Genomic DNA, 18,604 nt, shown 5'->3' on the forward strand with positions numbered 1-18,604 from the left:
CCGCTTTCATAATCAACATTTATTTATTCGGTTTTAACCAAAATTTATTGATCATATATAAACAACAGATCCTCCCAAGCAATGGAAGGATCTGTTTCAAACATAAGAAAAAATTAGAGTTTTATCATTAAGCCTCTCCAAATACCACCTCAGGAGAATACAGCTTTCTGAACATGATGTAAGTTGCCGTTAACACAGAAAAGGCAACAATTGCATCTACCGTAGACGGAAAACCCAGTACCGCAATTTTTGAAAAGAAAGCAAACAGAATATCAAAGAACATTCCTGCAAACACCCATTCTTTTAGTCTCAATAATTTATTGGGAAGCAAAAGAACCATAACTCCGGAGATTTTAAAAATACCTAATATATAAATAAAATGAGGCGGATATCCAAGCTGTCGCGTAATATCCCATACAACCGGATTTTTTGTCAGTTCAAAGAAACCGCTGGCTCCAAACCATAATGACATAAAAATAGCACCTGACCAATAGATAATTTTTGTAGTTTTTGTTTTCATTGTTGTAATTTTTAGTGATAATTAAATTGTATAGTATTTTATTTAAAAGCTGTTTTTGCTGATCCTGAGATTTCTCCCGTTCTCCTATTCTGAATAAAAGCGATGACTTCCCAGTTTTCCGGAGAAAATCCTTCCGGAAGTTTAAATTTTGTTGTTCCTTCCTGCTGTTTATTTAATGAGATGAGGTTTTGCTTGTAGACAATCTGCCAGTGATGCAGATGGCGTCCTTCATTTTCGCCTTTCCCTACCTCTGTGGAAGAATGTTTTTCAACCAGATTAATGAGCAGCATATTCTGAGGATCTGCGGAAGGTGTTTTATACTGAACATCAATTTTATGCTGAGAAATGGCGGCAGATAATTCTACATTTGTTTTTTTAGAAGCAAACAAGGCTTTCTGAATGGCACTTCTGATATTGTTTTCATCAGAGCCTACAAATTCTGTTTTTCCGTTGACTACCAGCTGTGGAGTATAAACCTGTGAATTCAATATTCGGCTGTACTGCTGTTGTCGTTGAGAGTTTTCAGAACTACTGAATCGGTCTTTCCATCCAAGGCGGTTCCAGTAATCAACATGGTAGGAGAGTAGATACACAGGTTCATCCTTATATTCTTTTTCAATTTTTCCCATCAGCTCATCAGCAGGAGGACAGCTTGAGCAACCTTCTGAAGTAAAAAGTTCCAAAACAGCAAATCCGTTATTCTCAGAAGCTTGAGATTGTGATGTCTTTTGTTCTTTATTTTGATGGATAAATGCTGAGGTAGCAAATAGTAATGCGGTGAAAGCGCTTACTGTGATTAAGTTTTTTAGTATCATGCCTTTTAATTTGATTCAAAAGTAGATACTCTTCAAAGGCAAAAGAATGCAAAAAAGGGTAAACCGGACAAATTAAGAGGTGAATCCGGAAATTGTAGGGGGAAGTATTTAAAGGCTGTATGCCGGAAGAGAGAGGAAGGAAGTTTTTGGAGTGCAAAAAGGAATTGGTGGTTATATTTTTTGATAATAAAAATACGAGTAATGAATCTTAAAAAAATTAAAGCAAAAGAAAACCCTGATCATCTCAATCAGGGCTATAATTTATTTAAATAAGACTTTGTCTTCAAGTACTTCCATCCTCCATCCTCCATCTTCCTTACTGCTTTATCTATCCTCCAGCCAAGTAAAAAAACTATGGGTCTTTTCTTTGTTAATCAAAAGTTTTTCAGGGGTTTCAATAGTGAGTTTTACCAGTATTTTACGCTGAAAATAATGTTCCATCTCCTTAATCGCTTTAAAATTAACGAGATATTGCCTGTTGACTCTGAAGAATTGTTTGTCGGAAACCTGTTCCGCCACTTGTCCTAAAGGCTGGGTAAGAGGAAACTGTTCCTTTGTGAATGTAACCAGATGGGTGATCTCATTATGAATATAAAAATAAGCAATGTCTTCGGTAGGAATGGTGGTGTATTTCTGATTTTTAAAAACCAGAAAACTACTCTTACCTGCAGTAGCAGGCTGGCTGATTTTCTGTATCAGAGACTCCAGGTCCGGAAGTTCATTTTTCTGGAAGAATTTTTTCAGTTCATCAACTTTTCGCAGGGCTTCGGCAATATCTTCCCTGGAAAATGGTTTCAAAACATAATCAACTCCTTTACTTTTAAAAGCATCCAGCATATACTGATCAAAGGCAGTACAGAAAACCACAGGGCAGGTAATCTCCACTGATTTGAAAATTTCAAAGGAGAGTCCGTCCGAAAGATGGATATCCATAAAAATAAGATCAGGTTTGATTTCCTTTAAGCCTTCAATACTTGTTTCAATACTGTCGTAAACACCTAGTATCTTTGATTCAGGTTTTAAGTCTGAAATTAAATTCTGCAGGGATTTTGCCGCCCTGAATTCATCTTCAATAATGATTATATTCATGGATTAATGGTAGTTTTATCTGAAATGTTTTTTCGCCTGAATGAATGGTAATATCCTTTTCCAATAAATGTTTGTAGCGCATTTTAATATTGTCCAGTCCAACTCCCAAAGAATCTTCAGGGGTTACTTTTCGCTGTATAGGATTTTCGATCACGATATTATCGTCAGCGGTATAAATTGTAATGTGCAGAGGTTTGCTTTGAGAAACAATATTATGTTTGATGCAGTTCTCTACCAATAGCTGAAGGGTAAAAGGAGGAATAAGCGTTTGAGCGGTTTCTTTTCCTAACTCGTTGGTAAACTTAATCCCTTCTCCAAAACGGGCTTTCTGAAGAAAAAGATAAGAATCCACGATTTTCATTTCTTCCTGAACGCTGATCAGATCCAGCTTACGGCTTTCCAGCGTAAAACGGTAAAAATCAGAAAGCTTGACAATAAAATCAACGGTTTCTTCGTCATGAGTCTCTGCCATTAATTTTAACGTATTCAAACTGTTGAAAAGAAAATGCGGATTGATCTGCTGCTTTAATAATTCATACTGAGCACCCAGATTATCACTCTTTACCTTTTCCAGTTCAAGCTGTATCTGCTGCCCTGTATAGTTGTTCTGAAGCAGCGTAAGAAACATATAGCAAACCAGGTTAATCAGAATTCCCCTTACTTCCACCATCAGCATTACAGGACCAAAATTGATATGAGACAGAATCAGCTGCTGAATCCATGCCAGTCCAAACATAATCACCATCCCGAAAGCCAGTACCACCATCAATCTGGAATACGAGATATGCTGTCTGCGTTTTGTGGTGCGGTTCAGCATATAAATATTGACGTACCACATGATCACCGAAAATGCTGCCGTAATAGCTGAGTTGACCACGGCTTCTTTCCAGTTGAACTCATTAGACGCCAGCTGGGGTACAGAAGATAGAACTCCCAGGAAAATGGAGCTTATCCAGATAATAGCTTGTGAGATTTTTATTTTTTGCTGTTGCATGAAATCTGCTGATTTGAAAAGGTTAAATTAACCTTTTTTATTTAAAATATTATGATAAAAAGTGAAACTGTAGTTTTTTATTAAGGCCTGTTTACAGGGCGGTAACTCATAAAATACTGTATTCTTTCTTCTTTATTGGGTGAGCTGTTTTGTGGTAGACTATTTTTTATATCATAGGAAACCTTTCCAGAATGATCAGCCTGAACAGTTTCAATACTTACCAATTCTCCGGTGATGGTTCCTCCGATATATTGAGGATTATCATGATACTTCCAGGTTACCAGTTTCATCACAGAACCTGCTTCAGGGGTTTGGATTTCTTTTGTTAAAGATACCAGTGCTTTTTCGTTCCCATATAAGGCAGACATAGTTTCTTTTTTAGGATTTAAAGAATTAGAGATAAATTTGAGAGGTCCCGGGTCAAAAACAACCCTTGAAAGGCCATTATTCATATCACTGTTTTCTTTACTGCAGGCGGTAAGAGAAACAAGGCTTACCAATAAGATCAGGATGGTATTTTTCATTTTTTCTGTAAATTTTGAATGAGTCTTTGGGTATTTACTTTCATGGGAACATCAAACAGATATCCTGTTTTTTCAGCGAGTTGTCTGTGGCAGGCAATGCAGGATTCTTTGGCGAAGGAAGCGGTTTTTCCTGTCGGATAAAGATCATCTCCGGAAAATTTTGCAAATCCCCAACCCTCTGTATCTTTATATTGTCTGGGATCTTTTACCATAAACTGCGCATTGATAAACTTTCCGGGTCTGATTTCTCCATCCGGAAGCTCTTCTTGTTTCCATACGGATTTTACTACCACACTTCCGTCCGGCCACGGATGAAAGTTCTCAGTTTCCACAGCCTTTACCGCAATATCATTTCCATAAATTACACGGATAGAGTTATCAAACAGCGTACTCATGCTGATGACTTTCCAGTTTTTAAAATCATCGGTGTATCGAACACCGTTGGGAGAAACCGGGAAATTGGTTGATGCCGGATCTAGTACAGAGGATGATACCTGAGGTGTCTCAATCTTTTTTTGAACAGAAGGACCTGCTGAGGATAATGAAAGTGTATATTTTTTGATCGTTTCAATATCTTTTGCTGTAATCCTGGCTGAGGGATGCAGAAGGGTGTACTCATGGAGAGGCATTTTACCACTTTGCATCATATTGAGAATAGCGTACATTTTTCCCTGATGTTCTGCAGGAGATAACTTTTCCCATTCTGAGAAGTTCAGGACTTCTCTGGCTCTTTTGATATCTTTGTTCACAGCCCAGGAAACAGGAGCAAGTTTATCATACCAGCTTAAATTCTGCTGATTGGAATGACAGCTGAAACATGAGTTTTCAAGAATACTGATCACTTCCTTTGGGGCTTCAATTTTTCCTGTAACCGGTTTTCCTTCCAAAGGTTTACTGAATAGCTGCAACCCTCCGAAAACACCTAGTATAGCCAGAAATACGATGGCAATGGGATTTCTTTTTTTCTTTACGGTATCCATAATGAGTATTGTTTTATTTTTCTGGATCAAAAGTAGGCGGGTAGTACATGCTGTGAAACGGAAAACTGTCCGAGCTGGACAAATCAAAAGGCGAATCCGGAATTTTTAACCCCGAAAATCTACAAGAAAAATCCCGGTAACACAATTACCGGGATTTGATTAAATCTGTTGTTTATAAAGTAATACCACCATCTATCACAATTTCAGTTCCGGTGACATACCCGGAAGAATCGTTGTCGGCTAAATAAGTAACCAGTTTGGCAATCTCTTCAGCGGTTCCCATTTTCTTCATTGGAATCTGTTCTATGAGATGGTTTTGGATATTTTTCAAAGTTTCTTCATCCAGGCCTGCTTTACTCATGATTTCTGTTTTTATCGGACCCGGACTTATCATATTCACTCTGATTTTTCTTGGAGCTAATTCTGCGGCGGCTGTTTTTGCAATGGAGTTCAATGCTGCCTTGCTTGCCTGATAAGCGGAACTGTTGGGTTTATAGGTAGAAGCCACAATAGAAGATAAAAAGATGACAGAAGCACCATCGTTTAATAATGGAATGAATTTGCTTAATGTAAAGTAAGCTCCCCTGAAATTGATGTTCATGACCTGATCAAAATTTTCGGTATCCATATCTTCAATCGGAGTCAACGTACCTGTAATTCCTGCATTGATAAAAAGGATGTCTATTTTCCCGAATTGTTTCTCAATATTTTCTTTTAAAAGATCAATATCGTTAAGGTTAGCCTGATCTGAGATAAACGGAATGGCACCAAGTTCGCGGGCTGCTTTTTCTACAGCTTCTTTTCGCCTTCCGGTAATGATCACGGTTGCTCCTTCTGAAATAAGTTCTTTTGCTGCAGCGAATCCGATCCCGCTGTTTCCTCCTGTTACGATAGCCAGTTTGTTACTGAATTTTTTCATTGTAAAATTTTTTGACAAAGTTATTTCAAAATGGTATACTTTTGTAACCAGTATCACAGAGTATACCAGTATCATTCGTGATATCACTTAACTTTGCAATTATGGAAAGAGACCAGAACGAAGAACTCAGAGCATTACAGGATACCCTTTATTTTATCGGAGGCAAATGGCGGATTCCTGTCATCAATTCACTGTGTAACGGGAACAGACGCTTCAGGGAAATTGAAAGGAGTATTCCCGGAATTACCACCAGAATGCTTTCTAAAGAACTGAAAGATATGGAACTGAATAAACTGCTAAAACGCACCGTTTATCCCGAAACTCCTGTTTTAATAGAATATGAACCCACAGAATACTGCCGAACCTTTGGAAATATCATTCAGGAAATGATCAACTGGGGCAGGGAGCATAGAAGAGTAATTGTGGAAGATAGGAAATAATGCCAATAAAAAACCTCTCACAAAGGAGAGGTTTATAATTATTTGTCAAAAATTTCGATCATTATATTGTCAGGAATTATTCCCGAATAATCATAAGACTGAACGTTGAGTTGAGTAACTGAACTTACACAGACTACCTTATTATTGTAGCTGAACACTTTATAAGGATATCTCTTTGTATTGATTGTCTTGGTTTTTGTGTAAGAATTGATGTTGTAAAGCTCAATGGTCTTACTTGTGGTTCCTGCAATAATACTGTTACCATCAAAATCAAAACTTGAAAGCTTGGAATTTCCGGAAGGCAGATCATTCTGATAAATCATTTGCGAATTATAGACAGAACCTGAACTTGCCGTAATGATTCTTCCATCAGGAAATGCTTCAAATATCCTGTAATTAAGTGGGTGATCTCCATGATAAGTATCGTCCTGATGACTTATGTAATTACCATTAAGATCAAAATTATAAAGATCCATATCTACAGGTGAAATATTCTGTGTTATGGTATATAATTGCACAGAAGTCCCTACAGCTTTTCTCATCCTTCCACTATTATAATAAAGCTGAGGTGATTGAGAAATTATAGCTTTTGTAGCTCTGCTTGCTGATTTAATCACACTGGAACTGCTATTACTATTTGAAGAACCGTAAAGTATACCGTTATGATAAACAGTACTGATGAGCGGCATTCCGAAACTCACCTGAGCTTTCAATGTCAGGTCATTTCCATCATAAATATCTACCCAACCATCATTTCTGGGAACATATAGTTCTACACTTCCATTATAGGTTCCAATATCAGAGTAGCCTAAAGTTGCATTTGTGCTGATCTGATGGGTAACAGAGTTTGTATTTACATCATAAATAGCAATTTTCCCATCCGTATCTAATAGGTATAGCTTTCCGGAGTTTTTATCAAATTGGGCATCAAAAGTTTTAAGATTAACCAATTTGATCTCAGGTCTTTCAATTTTTATAATGTTACTTTTAACCTCTTCACCATTAGCCTTAATACCAATAACCTGATATTCTACATAAGGGTTAAATGGTACGGCTGAAGTAAATGTAAACTGATTCGGATAGCTATTACCAATTTCGGATTGTATCCCATTTTGAGAATCACTTCTTACAATTTTATAATGATTATAAGTGGCATCTCCGCTGAGTGTCCATTTTAAACTTACCGTTTCAGTGGTACCACTGTAAGTTGAAGTTAAATTAATCTTATTTTCAATAACAGGAGGTGTTACTGTGACCACCTCCGTAATATCATCGTTTGAACTGCTGCATGAAAATATTGATAAATAAGCAAATAATAGGGTTATAGTTTTTTTCATAAATTTTAGATTCCGTCAATAATTTCATTTAAAACAGTGCTAGGTCTCATGGCTGCATATGTTTTATATGTATCAGCTTTGTAGTAACCTTCAATGTTTTGAGGTTTACCCTGAGCACCAATTAATTCAGCATTGATTACTTCTTCATTTTCCTGCATTGCCTGAGCAACAGGAGCAAACTGAGCAGCCAGTTCAGCATCAGCAGTCTGGTTCGCCAACGCTTCAGCCCAATACATTGCTAAATAGAAGTGAGAACCTCTGTTGTCTATCTGACCTACTTTTCTTGCAGGAGATTTATCTGTAGCTAAGAATTTAGCGTTAGCTTCATCCAATGCATCAGCTAAAACCTGAGATTTTGTATTCCCTTGAGTTTGTGCAAGATGCTCTAAAGAAGCCTGAAGTGCTAAGAATTCACCCAGAGAATCCCATCTTAGGTATCCTTCTTCCAGGAACTGCTCAATATGTTTTGGAGCAGAACCTCCGGCACCAGTTTCAAATAAACCACCACCATTCATCAATGGAACGATAGAAAGCATTTTTGCAGAAGTACCAAGCTCAAGGATTGGGAAAAGGTCAGTTAAATAATCTCTCAATACGTTTCCGGAAACTGAGATTGTATCTTTACCTTCTCTTGCTCTCTTCAATGTTTCAGTCATAGCGTCTTTTACATCAAGGATTCTGATGTCAAGACCTGTTGTATCGTGATCAGCAAGATATTTCTCTACTTTTTTGATGATTTCTCTGTCGTGAGCTCTTCCTTTGTCTAACCAGAAGATAGCAGGAGTATCAGATAATCTTGATCTGTTTACCGCTAATTTTACCCAGTCCTGGATAGGAGCATCTTTAGTCTGACACATTCTGAAGATATCATCTTTTTCTACTTTCTGAGAAAGAAGAACGTTTCCGGCTTCATCCTGAACTTCTACAGTTCCGTCAGCTGACAATTGGAAAGTTTTATCGTGAGAACCATATTCTTCAGCTTTCTGAGCCATTAAACCTACGTTTGGAACAGATCCCATAGTGGTAGGGTCTAATTTTCCGTGCGCTTTCATATCATCAATCACAGATTGATAGAAACCAGCATAAGAACGGTCCGGAATAATACAAACGGTATCTTCCTCATGTCCGTCTTTGTTCCACATTTTACCTCCTCCTCTTACAAGGGCAGCCATAGAGGCATCGACGATGATGTCAGAAGGTACGTGGAAGTTAGTAATTCCTTTGTCAGAATTTACCATTGCTACTCTAGGTCCTTCAGCAAGAGCTTTTTCAATATCAGCTTTAATGTCAGCTTCCTGAGCGTTTCCTTTGATTTTTTCGAAAAGATCAGCAAGACCGTTATTTGGATTGATATCTAAAGACTTGAAAGTCTCAGCATATTTTGTAAATACTTCTTTGAAGAAAGTCTCAACGATAGCCCCGAAAATGATTGGGTCAGAGATTTTCATCATCGTTGCTTTAAGGTGAGCAGAAAGAAGTACATTTCTTTTCTTAGCTTCCTCGATAGCTTCCTGAACGAATGCTTTCAATGCCTTTAAGTTCATAACAGAAGAATCAATTACTTCACCAGCCTGAAGACCTGCGTAGTCTTTTAAAACATATTCAGAACCGTCATTTCCTTTAAATACGATTCTGTATTTTGTAGCGTTTTCTAAAGTTGTAGAAGTTTCTGTACCATAGAAATCACCATTGTTCATGTGAGCCACATCAGTTTTGCTGTCAGATGCCCAATCACCCATTCTGTGAGGATTAGCTTTTGCATAGTTTTTAACAGCTTTTGGAGCACGTCTGTCAGAGTTTCCTTCTCTTAATACAGGGTTTACAGCACTTCCTAATACCTTGGCATATTTAGCTTTGATCGCTTTTTCTTCGTCATTTTTAGGTTCTGCAGGATAGTTTGGAACTGCGAAACCTTTACCTTGTAATTCCGCAATCGCTGCATCCAATTGAGGTACAGAAGCAGAAATGTTCGGTAACTTAATGATGTTGGCTTCAGGTTTTGTTGCCAATTCTCCAAGTTCTGCCAAAGCATCACCGATCTTTTGGTCGTCTTTCAAAAACTCAGGAAAGTTGGCTAAAATTCTTCCTGCCAAAGAAATGTCCGGTACTGCGATTTCGATATCTGCTGATTTTGTAAAAGCTTTTACGATAGGTAAAAACGAGTGAGTAGCCAGCATTGGAGCTTCATCAGTAAGTGTGTAATAGATTTTTGATTTTTCTGACATTATACTGTTATTTTTTATTTGAAATTTTAAGTCCCACAAATTTAGTAAATATCATTGTTTTATTTAAGATATTTCCATAAAAAAAAGAGGCTTTTGAGTCTTTATATTGATATCTGCTTAATTTATGTTCACCTTCCGGGTACATTTATTTTAGAAATAATTTTATAATGTTCAGAGGCTGAACTTTTTGTCCTTACAATCAGGCTTTTGTAAGTCTGCAGCTACATAATAATTATCTCTGATAAAACTGATTATCAATAAGATATTTTTTATTTTCACTTTAAGATTAATTTAACCATAATAAAACCGGAAAAATTTTCTTTTTTGATTACATTTGAAAAAATAAAAAAATAAATATTATGTCAACGACAATCACTTTAAAAGGAAACGAAGTACACACAATAGGAGCATTACCATCAGTAGGAACCACTGTAAAAGACTTTGCATTGGTAGATTCAGGATTAAATGTAAAAACACTTCAAAATTTTGACGGAAAGAAAAAAGTATTCAATATTTTCCCAAGCATTGATACCCCTACCTGTGCCGCTTCTTCCAGAAAATTCAATGAGGAAGCTTCAAAGCTTGATAATACGGTGATCATCAATGTTTCTAAAGACCTTCCATTTGCATTAGGAAGATTCTGCGCGGCAGAAGGATTGAATAATGTAGAAACACTTTCAGACTTCAGAAGCAGCTTTGGGGACGATTATGAAGTGACCATCGCAGATTCTCCTATGAAAGGATTACTGAGCCGTGCCGTGATCGTTACTGACGAAAACAATAAAGTAGTATATACTGAGCAGGTTCCGGAAATTGCTAATGAACCTAATTACGATGCCGCTCTTGCAGCATTGAAATAATAAAATAATTTTTGTAGAAAAGCCTTGTGAATATGATTTTGCAAGGCTTTTTTAATTAAAAAATTTGAACATGGTAAAAAGAATCGTAGTCAATATTAAAACGAATACTATTTCCAAAGCCAGCCGGTTTTATCAGGATATTCTGGGACTGGAGGTTTTGATGGATCATGGCTGGATTAAAACATTGGGTAATGAGGAAGAAGCCAAAGCTCAGATCAGCTTTGCTGAACAGGGTGGAAACGATACAGAAGTTCCAGATCTTTCCATTGAAGTGGATAATGTGGATGAAATCTATGATAAAATGAAAAAGGCAGGCTTTGAAATCACTTATGAACTTACCCATGAAGAATGGGGAGTACGAAGATTTTTCGTTATAGATCCATTTGATAAGCTGATTAATATACTGTCTCACCAATAAAAACGGTTTTATGGATCCGTATGTTTTACCGTAATTAAACATTATTAATGATCCGGATCATTAAATAATAAGATGAATAAAACTTACCTTTACAGTTTGATAATAGAATGAAACGATCAGGAACAGCAGATTTACCTCTTCACTATGGCAAAGTACCGCCATGGCTGTATGAACGCATGTCTGTTCTGGGGCTTTCCATTATTGAAGTCATTCTCATGGATTACGGTAAAGACGAGGTCTTACGTCGTTTGGCAGATCCATTCTGGTTCCAGAGCTTTGGAGCCGTGATGGGAATGGACTGGCATTCTTCAGGGATTACCACTTCCGTTATGGGAGCTTTAAAACGTTCTGTTAACCCAAATTCTCAATCGCTGGGACTTTATATCTGTGGCGGAAAAGGGAAGTTTTCCCGCGAAACTCCATCAGAGTTAATTAAAATTGCAGATAAAACCGGATTGGACGGAACAGAACTGGTAAGAGCCAGCAAGCTTTCTGCAAAAGTAGATAATACAGCCATTCAGGATGGCTATCAGTTGTATCTTCACAATTTCATTCTTTCAGACAATGGAAACTGGAGCGTCATTCAGCAGGGAATGCATGAATTTGACGGAACAGCAAGACGTTATCACTGGCACTCGGAAAACATTACCTCTTTTGTAGAACAGCCGCACACAGGAATCAATGGGATTTCAAGAGGAAGAATTCTTAACCTTACCGATACTGAAGCTTCAGAGAACAGGAAAGGAATTCTGGATATTTCCCACACCGATTCTGCGGAAGTGATGAAAGATTTTGCAAGACTGATTCTTCCTGCCCACCATGATGTTCAGGCTTCTGATGTTGATTTGAAAAGACTGGGAGCACTTTTATATGTTACCAGAGAACAGCAGCCACAGAATTTTGAAGATCTGCTGATGCTGGAAGGAGTAGGGCCAAGAACCATGCAGTCTTTGGCTCTGGTCAGTGAAGTGATTCACGGAGCGCCGTCAAGATTTGCAGACCCGGCAAGGTTTTCCTTTGCTCATGGCGGTAAAGACGGACACCCTTTCCCGGTGCCGATCAATACGTATGATGAAAGTATCAGCATCCTGAGAAAAGGGATTGAAAAATCCAAACTTGGAAATTCTGATAAGCTGAATTCTTTAAATAAACTTCATGAGATCATAACAAAAGCAGAAAAAGATTTCACTCCGGATTTTGATATTCAGCAGGTGATTGAAGATGAAAGACAGAATTCCTGGCGCTTTGGCGGAAAAACGGTATTCGGCGATGCCCAGAAACCCACTGCTCCCAAATCAATACAGCTTTCCTTATTTTAAGCTTTCTATTTCTTTTAAAAAGTTTACGATTACTATTATCGGCAGGTAGTTATTCCCATCCTTTGGAGGGGTGGCGAAAATTCAAAGAATTTTTGACGGGGTGGTCATATATCGTATGTTTCAAATGGCTGTTTAAAAACAAAAATATTTGAAATGCTTTTAATTCAATAGGGTATGTGTTTTTGATAAAAACATTCAACGCTTTGTTTAATATTTTTTGCTCTGAATTCAATTAAAAATTTTACTTTTAAAGACTTAAAAAATTGACACCAAATGACCAATAAAGCTTTAGAAACCTGCTATGATTTCCCCTTTTTTTTCCCCGAAGAGCTTGCTGAAATATTCCAGGCTCATGAAAAAAGATCTTTCCAGAAAGGTGACTTCATTCTTGAGGAAGGAAAAACGGCCAATGAATATTATATTCTTGAAAGCGGATTGGCGCGTTCCTATGTTAATGATTTCAATGGAAATGAAGTAACTACCCACTTTTTTGTAGAAAATGAAGTCATCATTGAGGTGTTGTCAATGTTTCAGCGGGTTCCGTCTCAGGAAAATATCGTTTGTATTACAGACTGCGAGTGCTGGAGGCTGGATTATGATACCTTCCAGGAGTTGTTCCATAAAATCCCCAACCTCAGGGAATGGGGAAGATCGTGGATGTCTCAGGAACTTTTTGCCTACAAACAAAGATCTGTAGAAATGTTTACCCTTTCTGCGACCAGAAGATACCTGAATCTGCTGGAGCAGAAATCTAAAGTCATACAATTGGCGCCCTTGAAACAAATTGCTTCCTATCTTGGAGTTACAGACACTTCTCTCAGTCGTATCCGTAAAGAAATCGTTTCCCACCCTAAGAAAAATTAAATCTTGCCCTATGACAAGTAGATTTTCATTGCACCTCGGTAATTTTGGATTACAATTTAACACTAAAATTACAAAAATGAAAGTCAATCAAATTTATGTGAACCTTCCGGTAAAAGATGTACAGAAAACCAAAGAATTCTGGACTAAGGTAGGTTTTTCTATCAATGAACAATTCTCTGATGATAAAGCAACCTGTGTTGTTTTGAATGATACCATCTATGTGATGTTTCTCCAGGAAGATTATTTTATGACCTTCACCAATAAACCTGTTGCCAAAGAAAATACCAGTCAGGTTCTTGTAGCGGTAGGTTTGAACAGCCGTGAAGAAGTAGATAAAATAGTAAATACTGCTGTAGATAACGGAGCACGACAGCACGAAGAGCCCCAGGATTACGGATGGATGTACCAGAATTCTTTCTGGGATCCGGATGGGCATGGCTGGAATATTACTTTTGCAGATATGTCTCAAATGCCTGCTGAATAATTAATCCAAATAAAAAATAAATCTTGCCCTATGGCAAGCACATTCTTACCGAATCCCGGTAATTTTGGATAACAATCACCACTAAAATTTACAAAATGAATATTACAGATATTTACGTCAATTTACCTGTAAAAGACGTTCAAAAAACCAGAGAATTCTGGACGAAGCTTGGCTTTTCTATTAATGAACAGTTTTCAGATGATAAGGCCATATGTGTAGTCATGAAAGAAAATCATATCTACACCATGTTTCTCAAAGAAGAGTTCTTTCAAACCTTTACCAACAGACCTTTTGCTAAAGGAGATACAACACAGGTACTTCTGGCCATCGGGGTAAACAGCCGGGAAGAAGTAGACGGTATGGTAAAAACAGCGATCGAAAACGGAGGTTCAAAATACAGTGAGCCTGTAGATTACGGATGGATGTATCAAAGCAGTTTTGCTGATATCAACGGCCATCAGTGGGAAGTAATGCATGGTGATGCCTCTCAGATCCCTGCAGAATAATCCATAACACCACAAAATATATCATATGGAAACACAATCAAACGATATAGAAATCATAAAAAATCAGATAACCAGTAATTATTTTGTGATTACGATGAATATCGATGGTATTACCCACGAAGAATCTATGATTTTTCCCAATGGTGAAGCCAATTGTATGAACTGGATCCTTGGACATTTAATTTACATCAGAAATCCCTTACTGAATATTTTAGGAGAAGAATCTGTCTGGGATAGTGAAAAATTTTCTTTCTATAACAGGGGTGAAATTGCTTTAGATCATCAAGATAAATTGATTAGTTTTGAAGATTTAAAATCCTATCTTAAACAATCCCAGGATAAGCTGGAAGCAAAGCTCAGCACGCTTGATAGTTTTAAACCTGAAATGATTAAAGATATATCAACCCTAAGCCTTCATGAAATCTATCACAGTGGGCAGCTGGGTTATCTCCGCAGAATTTTAGGAAAACCGGGTGCTATAAAATAGCATGCTATTTTTAGACTCCTTACTTCGCTCGGAATGACAGGTGCATCGCTGAAATATGAGTATTACCTTTTCAGATGAGTATAATTTTATCGCAGACAAAATCCTTGCGACTTAAAAAAGCATAGTTTGTAAAACTCTTAGCGCCTTTACGTTTCTCCAACCTACTAACCTCTAATTTCTAACTTCTAATCTCTGATTAAAAATGAACACACCAAAATCAAAAAAAATGGAGCTCGTTATTCCGGCTTACAGAATGCATTCCCAAAGCTTTATGAACGTTTTGGACGGCATTTCGGAAGAAGACGCCTTGAAAAGAATTGAAAATAAAACCAATCATATCGTATGGATGGCAGGAAACTTTGTCAACATGCGCTACGGATTAGGTTCAGTACTTGGACTTCAGGGAGAAGACCCTTACAATGATTTGTTTTTCCAGGGAAAAGCATTGAATGAAAGTTTAAAATATCCAACCTTGGCTGAACTGAAAGAAAACTTTCATACAATTTCAGCTAAAGTCTTTCAAAAACTTCATGAAGTAACCGATGAAGAGCTGGATGAAATATTTGAAATAGGAATGAACATCCCTTTCATTAAAGAAACAAAACTCAATTTTGTCGGAATGTGTATCGGCCGTGAAGACTATCTCTGCGGACAGATAGGTCTCATGCGCAGAATTTTGGATTATCCGGGAATGAAATATGATGTGGACGAAAATCTTAAATATTAATAATGAATCCAGTAGAAAAAGGCTATAAAAAAGTCAACGGAATCCAATTATATTACGAGATCTACGGATCAGGAAAACCTGTGGTTTTAATCCATGGCGGTGGCTCTTCAATGCTTTATGATTTTAAAGAAGTCATTGCAAGGCTGGAAGGCAAGTTCCAGCTGATAGGAATCGATTTACAAAACCATGGCAGAAGTGAACACCGCGATATTCCTGAAACATTTGAACAGGATGCAGACGATGTTGCAGGACTTTTGGCAGAACTTAACATTGAAAAAGCTTCATTCTGGGGATTCAGTAATGGAGGAAGTACCGTAATGCAGATTGGGCATCGTCATCCAGGAATTGTTGAGAAATTAGTGATTGCCTCTGCTTTTTATAAAAGAAGCGGAATGATAGACGGCTTTTTTGAAGGAATGCAGGAAGCAACTTTTGAATCAATGCCTGAACCTTTTAAAATTAATTTCTTAAGCCTCAATCCTGATTTCTCAAAGCTTGAAAACCTTTTTGAGAAAGATTGTACAAGGATGCAGACTTTTCAGGACTGGAATGATGAAGTGCTGAGGTCAATCAAATCACCTGCATTATTTATCAGCGGCGATCAGGATGTGATGAAGCCGGAACATACTGCCGAAATGTGGCGGTTGGTGAAAGGCTCCCGGTTATTGATACTTCCCGCAACTCATGGTATTTATATGATGCCGGACTTTGATGGAAGTATTGATGCCAACTTAATAGACTTTACCGTCAGGGAAGTAGAAAAATTTTTAAACCATTAAGCGTTTTTTTATTCATAGTAAATTAATTAATCCTTAATGGATCAACAGTAGAAACAATATTTTATAATAATAACTTTAAAATTAAAAATCATGGCTAAATTAAATCCATACCTAAATTTTGATGGAACAGCTGAAGAAGCGTTCAATTTTTACAAAAGTGTTTTCGGTGGTGAATTCGTTGGTGGAATTCATAAAATGGGAAATGCTCCCGGAACAGAAAACCTTTCGGAAGAAGAAAAAAACAGAGTAATGCACATCGCTCTGCCTGTAGGTGGGGACCTGTTAATGGCCTCCGATATTGTACCGGCATTCGGGCAGACTCTTACCGTAGGAAATAATAATTATGTGTCTATTTTCCCTGATTCAAAAAGCGAAGCAGACAGGATTTTTAAAGAACTTTCTGATGGCGGAAACGTGGAAATGCCTATTGAAGATCAGTTCTGGGGAGACTACTTCGGATGTTTTCAGGATAAGTATGGTGTTCATTGGATGGTGAACTATAATGAAGAATCTGCAAAATAATCTTATATTTAACTAATGATAATAAAGAGATGCTCATTTTTGGGCAGCTCTTTATTTAAACTTTTAAAAATATAGAACTATGGATCCAATTAAAATAGACATCACAATTTTAGCACCGGTGGAGAAGGTTTGGAATTATTTCAATGAACCCAAGCACATTACGAAATGGAATTTCGCCCATGAAACCTGGCACTGTCCTAGTTCTGAAAATAACCTTGTAGTAGGAGGCAAATTCAAAAACAGAATGGAAGCAAAAGACAAAAGCTTCGGATTCGATTTTGAAGGCGTATATGATGAGATTATTCCTTATGAGATCATTAGGTATCACCTTGAGGACGGACGAAAAGTTGAAGTTGTATTTGATAAGATAGATGAGAATACAACGAAAGTGATTGAAATTTTCGATCCGGAAAAACAAAATTCTGTGGAAATGCAGCGGGATGGCTGGTATGCTATTCTCAACAACTTCCACAAATATGTTGAGAATCATTAACAATATTTTTTTGTAGCCATGATCAATCTAGTTATCATGTCAAAGAGTTTAAACTCTATGTATGCTTTTAATTATGACTCTGCAGAGCAATTCCTTCACGGAGTTATTGCAATACCTGCTAGAAAAGCCTTAGAAAAAGAAAAAATAAATTCTTTGGAAAAACTTTCAGATTATTCCGAAAAAGAAATTATGCAGCTGCATGGTTTCGGTAAAAATGCGATGATGAAACTGAAGAATTACATGAAAGAAAATCAGGTCTGCTTTAAAGAAGCATAATATATATACAACTGAAAAATTTTGCAGTGTCATTGCAGTAAAACGGATTGGTATCGTTTAAAAGCAAAGGCATAAGATCTGTTTTTGCTGTATAGAAAGTTAAAAATACATCACCCTTTTTAAAAATTAAAATTATGAATAACGATATTTTCCCATGTCTCTGGTATGATGGAGACGCCAAGCAGTCAGCCGAATTTTATTGTAAGGTTTTCGGAGGCGAAATCACTGCAGATACTCCTGTTGTCATGAATATTGATTTGTTTGGACAGAGAATTATGCTTCTGAATGGAGGCCCTCAATTCAAAAAAAATGCTTCCATCTCTTTTATGGTAATCTGTGAAACAGAAGATGAAGTTCAAAAATACTGGGATCAGTTACTGGATGGCGGAATAGCTTTGATGGAACTGGGATCTTACTCATGGAGCCCGAAATACGGATGGGTTCAGGATAAATATGGCGTAACATGGCAGTTGTTTCTGGGAGAAAAAGCAAGCGATCAGAAAATAATTCCTACCTTGATGTTTATCCATGGAAATAACGGAAAAGCCAAAGAAGCAATGGAACTTTACACGAAAACTTTTCCCAATTCAAGCATCGGAAATATATTGACCTACGGAGCAGGGAGCGAAGGACATAACATTCCGGAACCGGCAGAAAATGTTCAGCATGCTCATTTTACAATCGATAATTACAGCGTATTCTGTATGGATAATTCCTATGATCACCAGTTTGACTTCAATGAAGGAATATCATTAGTGGTAATGACAGATGACCAGGAACAAACCGACAAATATTGGAATACACTCACTGCTGGCGGTGGCAGAGAAAGTATGTGCGGCTGGCTGAAAGATAAATACGGATTAAGCTGGCAGATTGTTCCTAAGAGACTCATCCAGCTGATGAATGATTCTAACCAGGAAAAAGCCTATAAAGTTGTTCAGGCGATGATGAAAATGCAGAAAATTATTATTCAGGATCTGGAAGACGCTTATAATTCTTAAATATTTTCGGCGTATTGTTTGATGT

At 37.3% G+C, this 18,604-nt stretch carries 23 protein-coding genes; 14 read left to right on the top strand and 9 right to left on the bottom strand.

Annotated elements, in window-relative coordinates; translation table 11 throughout:
• Positions 1-127: 127 nt before the first annotated feature.
• The 7 genes from AB1278_RS09050 to AB1278_RS09080 form a co-directional block, all read right to left on the bottom strand.
• The gene (locus AB1278_RS09050; protein WP_202838575.1) at positions 128-520 is read right to left on the bottom strand and encodes a DoxX family protein; all 393 of its coding nucleotides are present in this window, start codon (positions 518-520) and stop codon (positions 128-130) included.
• Between the two features lie 38 nt (positions 521-558).
• The gene (locus AB1278_RS09055; protein WP_429813863.1) at positions 559-1,335 is read right to left on the bottom strand and encodes a DUF1223 domain-containing protein; all 777 of its coding nucleotides are present in this window, start codon (positions 1,333-1,335) and stop codon (positions 559-561) included.
• A 324-nt stretch (positions 1,336-1,659) separates the two neighbouring features.
• Positions 1,660-2,424 (bottom strand): LytR/AlgR family response regulator transcription factor, encoded by a 765-nt coding sequence (locus tag AB1278_RS09060; protein ID WP_202838577.1) that lies wholly within the window; start codon positions 2,422-2,424, stop codon positions 1,660-1,662.
• Positions 2,405-3,418, bottom strand: a complete 1,014-nt coding sequence (locus AB1278_RS09065) for a sensor histidine kinase (protein WP_202838578.1) — start codon at positions 3,416-3,418, stop codon at positions 2,405-2,407. Before AB1278_RS09065 ends, AB1278_RS09060 begins: the two co-directional genes overlap by 20 nt.
• Positions 3,419-3,498: 80 nt before the next feature.
• Positions 3,499-3,942: a hypothetical protein gene (locus AB1278_RS09070; protein ID WP_395974082.1), complete on the bottom strand. Its 444-nt coding sequence runs from the start codon at positions 3,940-3,942 to the stop codon at positions 3,499-3,501.
• Complete coding sequence (locus AB1278_RS09075) at positions 3,939-4,922, bottom strand: heme-binding domain-containing protein (protein ID WP_429813868.1); 984 nt, start codon at positions 4,920-4,922, stop codon at positions 3,939-3,941. Before AB1278_RS09075 ends, AB1278_RS09070 begins: the two co-directional genes overlap by 4 nt.
• A gap of 172 nt (positions 4,923-5,094) precedes the next feature.
• Entirely contained in the window at positions 5,095-5,841 is a 747-nt protein-coding gene (locus tag AB1278_RS09080) for an SDR family oxidoreductase (RefSeq protein ID WP_238349570.1), read from the bottom strand.
• A gap of 101 nt (positions 5,842-5,942) precedes the next feature.
• Here AB1278_RS09080 and AB1278_RS09085 point away from each other — a divergent pair, with 101 nt between their 5' ends.
• Complete coding sequence (locus tag AB1278_RS09085; protein ID WP_114821030.1) at positions 5,943-6,281, top strand: winged helix-turn-helix transcriptional regulator; 339 nt, start codon at positions 5,943-5,945, stop codon at positions 6,279-6,281.
• 38 nt (positions 6,282-6,319) lie between these two features.
• On the opposite strand, the gene AB1278_RS09090 is transcribed toward AB1278_RS09085, so the two are convergent.
• Together AB1278_RS09090 and AB1278_RS09095 are read right to left on the bottom strand one after the other, a co-directional pair.
• Positions 6,320-7,618: a hypothetical protein gene (locus tag AB1278_RS09090; protein ID WP_202838582.1), complete on the bottom strand. Its 1,299-nt coding sequence runs from the start codon at positions 7,616-7,618 to the stop codon at positions 6,320-6,322.
• A gap of 5 nt (positions 7,619-7,623) precedes the next feature.
• Positions 7,624-9,843 (bottom strand): NADP-dependent isocitrate dehydrogenase, encoded by a 2,220-nt coding sequence (locus AB1278_RS09095; RefSeq protein WP_202838583.1) that lies wholly within the window; start codon positions 9,841-9,843, stop codon positions 7,624-7,626.
• Positions 9,844-10,202: 359 nt separating this feature from the next.
• Here AB1278_RS09095 and tpx point away from each other — a divergent pair, with 359 nt between their 5' ends.
• The 13 genes from tpx (at position 10,203) to AB1278_RS09160 (ending at position 18,579) form a co-directional block, all read left to right on the top strand.
• Positions 10,203-10,703, top strand: coding sequence for a thiol peroxidase (tpx, locus tag AB1278_RS09100; RefSeq protein WP_062675275.1), 501 nt, complete (start codon positions 10,203-10,205; stop codon positions 10,701-10,703).
• A gap of 70 nt (positions 10,704-10,773) precedes the next feature.
• Positions 10,774-11,121: a VOC family protein gene (locus tag AB1278_RS09105; RefSeq protein WP_202838585.1), complete on the top strand. Its 348-nt coding sequence runs from the start codon at positions 10,774-10,776 to the stop codon at positions 11,119-11,121.
• A 107-nt stretch (positions 11,122-11,228) separates the two neighbouring features.
• Entirely contained in the window at positions 11,229-12,440 is a 1,212-nt protein-coding gene (locus AB1278_RS09110; RefSeq protein WP_343638836.1) for a DUF763 domain-containing protein, read from the top strand.
• 273 nt (positions 12,441-12,713) lie between these two features.
• Positions 12,714-13,304: a Crp/Fnr family transcriptional regulator gene (locus AB1278_RS09115; RefSeq protein WP_343638834.1), complete on the top strand. Its 591-nt coding sequence runs from the start codon at positions 12,714-12,716 to the stop codon at positions 13,302-13,304.
• Between the two features lie 76 nt (positions 13,305-13,380).
• On the top strand, positions 13,381-13,788 hold the full coding sequence (locus AB1278_RS09120) for a VOC family protein (protein ID WP_120231590.1): 408 nt from the start codon (positions 13,381-13,383) through the stop codon (positions 13,786-13,788).
• Between the two features lie 95 nt (positions 13,789-13,883).
• Positions 13,884-14,294, top strand: a complete 411-nt coding sequence (locus AB1278_RS09125; protein ID WP_202838589.1) for a VOC family protein — start codon at positions 13,884-13,886, stop codon at positions 14,292-14,294.
• 25 nt (positions 14,295-14,319) lie between these two features.
• Positions 14,320-14,781 carry a hypothetical protein gene (locus tag AB1278_RS09130; RefSeq protein WP_343638828.1) on the top strand — a complete coding sequence of 154 codons (462 nt, stop codon included), beginning with the start codon at positions 14,320-14,322 and terminating at the stop codon, positions 14,779-14,781.
• Between the two features lie 226 nt (positions 14,782-15,007).
• Positions 15,008-15,508: a DinB family protein gene (locus AB1278_RS09135; RefSeq protein WP_343638825.1), complete on the top strand. Its 501-nt coding sequence runs from the start codon at positions 15,008-15,010 to the stop codon at positions 15,506-15,508.
• A gap of 2 nt (positions 15,509-15,510) precedes the next feature.
• Positions 15,511-16,287, top strand: a complete 777-nt coding sequence (locus AB1278_RS09140) for an alpha/beta fold hydrolase (RefSeq protein WP_202838591.1) — start codon at positions 15,511-15,513, stop codon at positions 16,285-16,287.
• Between the two features lie 90 nt (positions 16,288-16,377).
• Complete coding sequence (locus AB1278_RS09145; protein WP_062675266.1) at positions 16,378-16,809, top strand: VOC family protein; 432 nt, start codon at positions 16,378-16,380, stop codon at positions 16,807-16,809.
• Positions 16,810-16,888: 79 nt separating this feature from the next.
• On the top strand, positions 16,889-17,302 hold the full coding sequence (locus tag AB1278_RS09150; RefSeq protein WP_429813879.1) for an SRPBCC family protein: 414 nt from the start codon (positions 16,889-16,891) through the stop codon (positions 17,300-17,302).
• A gap of 36 nt (positions 17,303-17,338) precedes the next feature.
• Positions 17,339-17,578, top strand: coding sequence for a hypothetical protein (locus AB1278_RS09155; RefSeq protein ID WP_228432187.1), 240 nt, complete (start codon positions 17,339-17,341; stop codon positions 17,576-17,578).
• Positions 17,579-17,712: 134 nt separating this feature from the next.
• Positions 17,713-18,579, top strand: coding sequence for a VOC family protein (locus AB1278_RS09160; protein WP_343638816.1), 867 nt, complete (start codon positions 17,713-17,715; stop codon positions 18,577-18,579).
• Positions 18,580-18,604 lie beyond the last annotated feature (25 nt).

The sequence above is a fragment of the Chryseobacterium sp. NRRL B-14798 genome (assembly GCF_050470705.1).
GTDB lineage: Bacteria > Bacteroidota > Bacteroidia > Flavobacteriales > Weeksellaceae > Chryseobacterium > Chryseobacterium cupriresistens.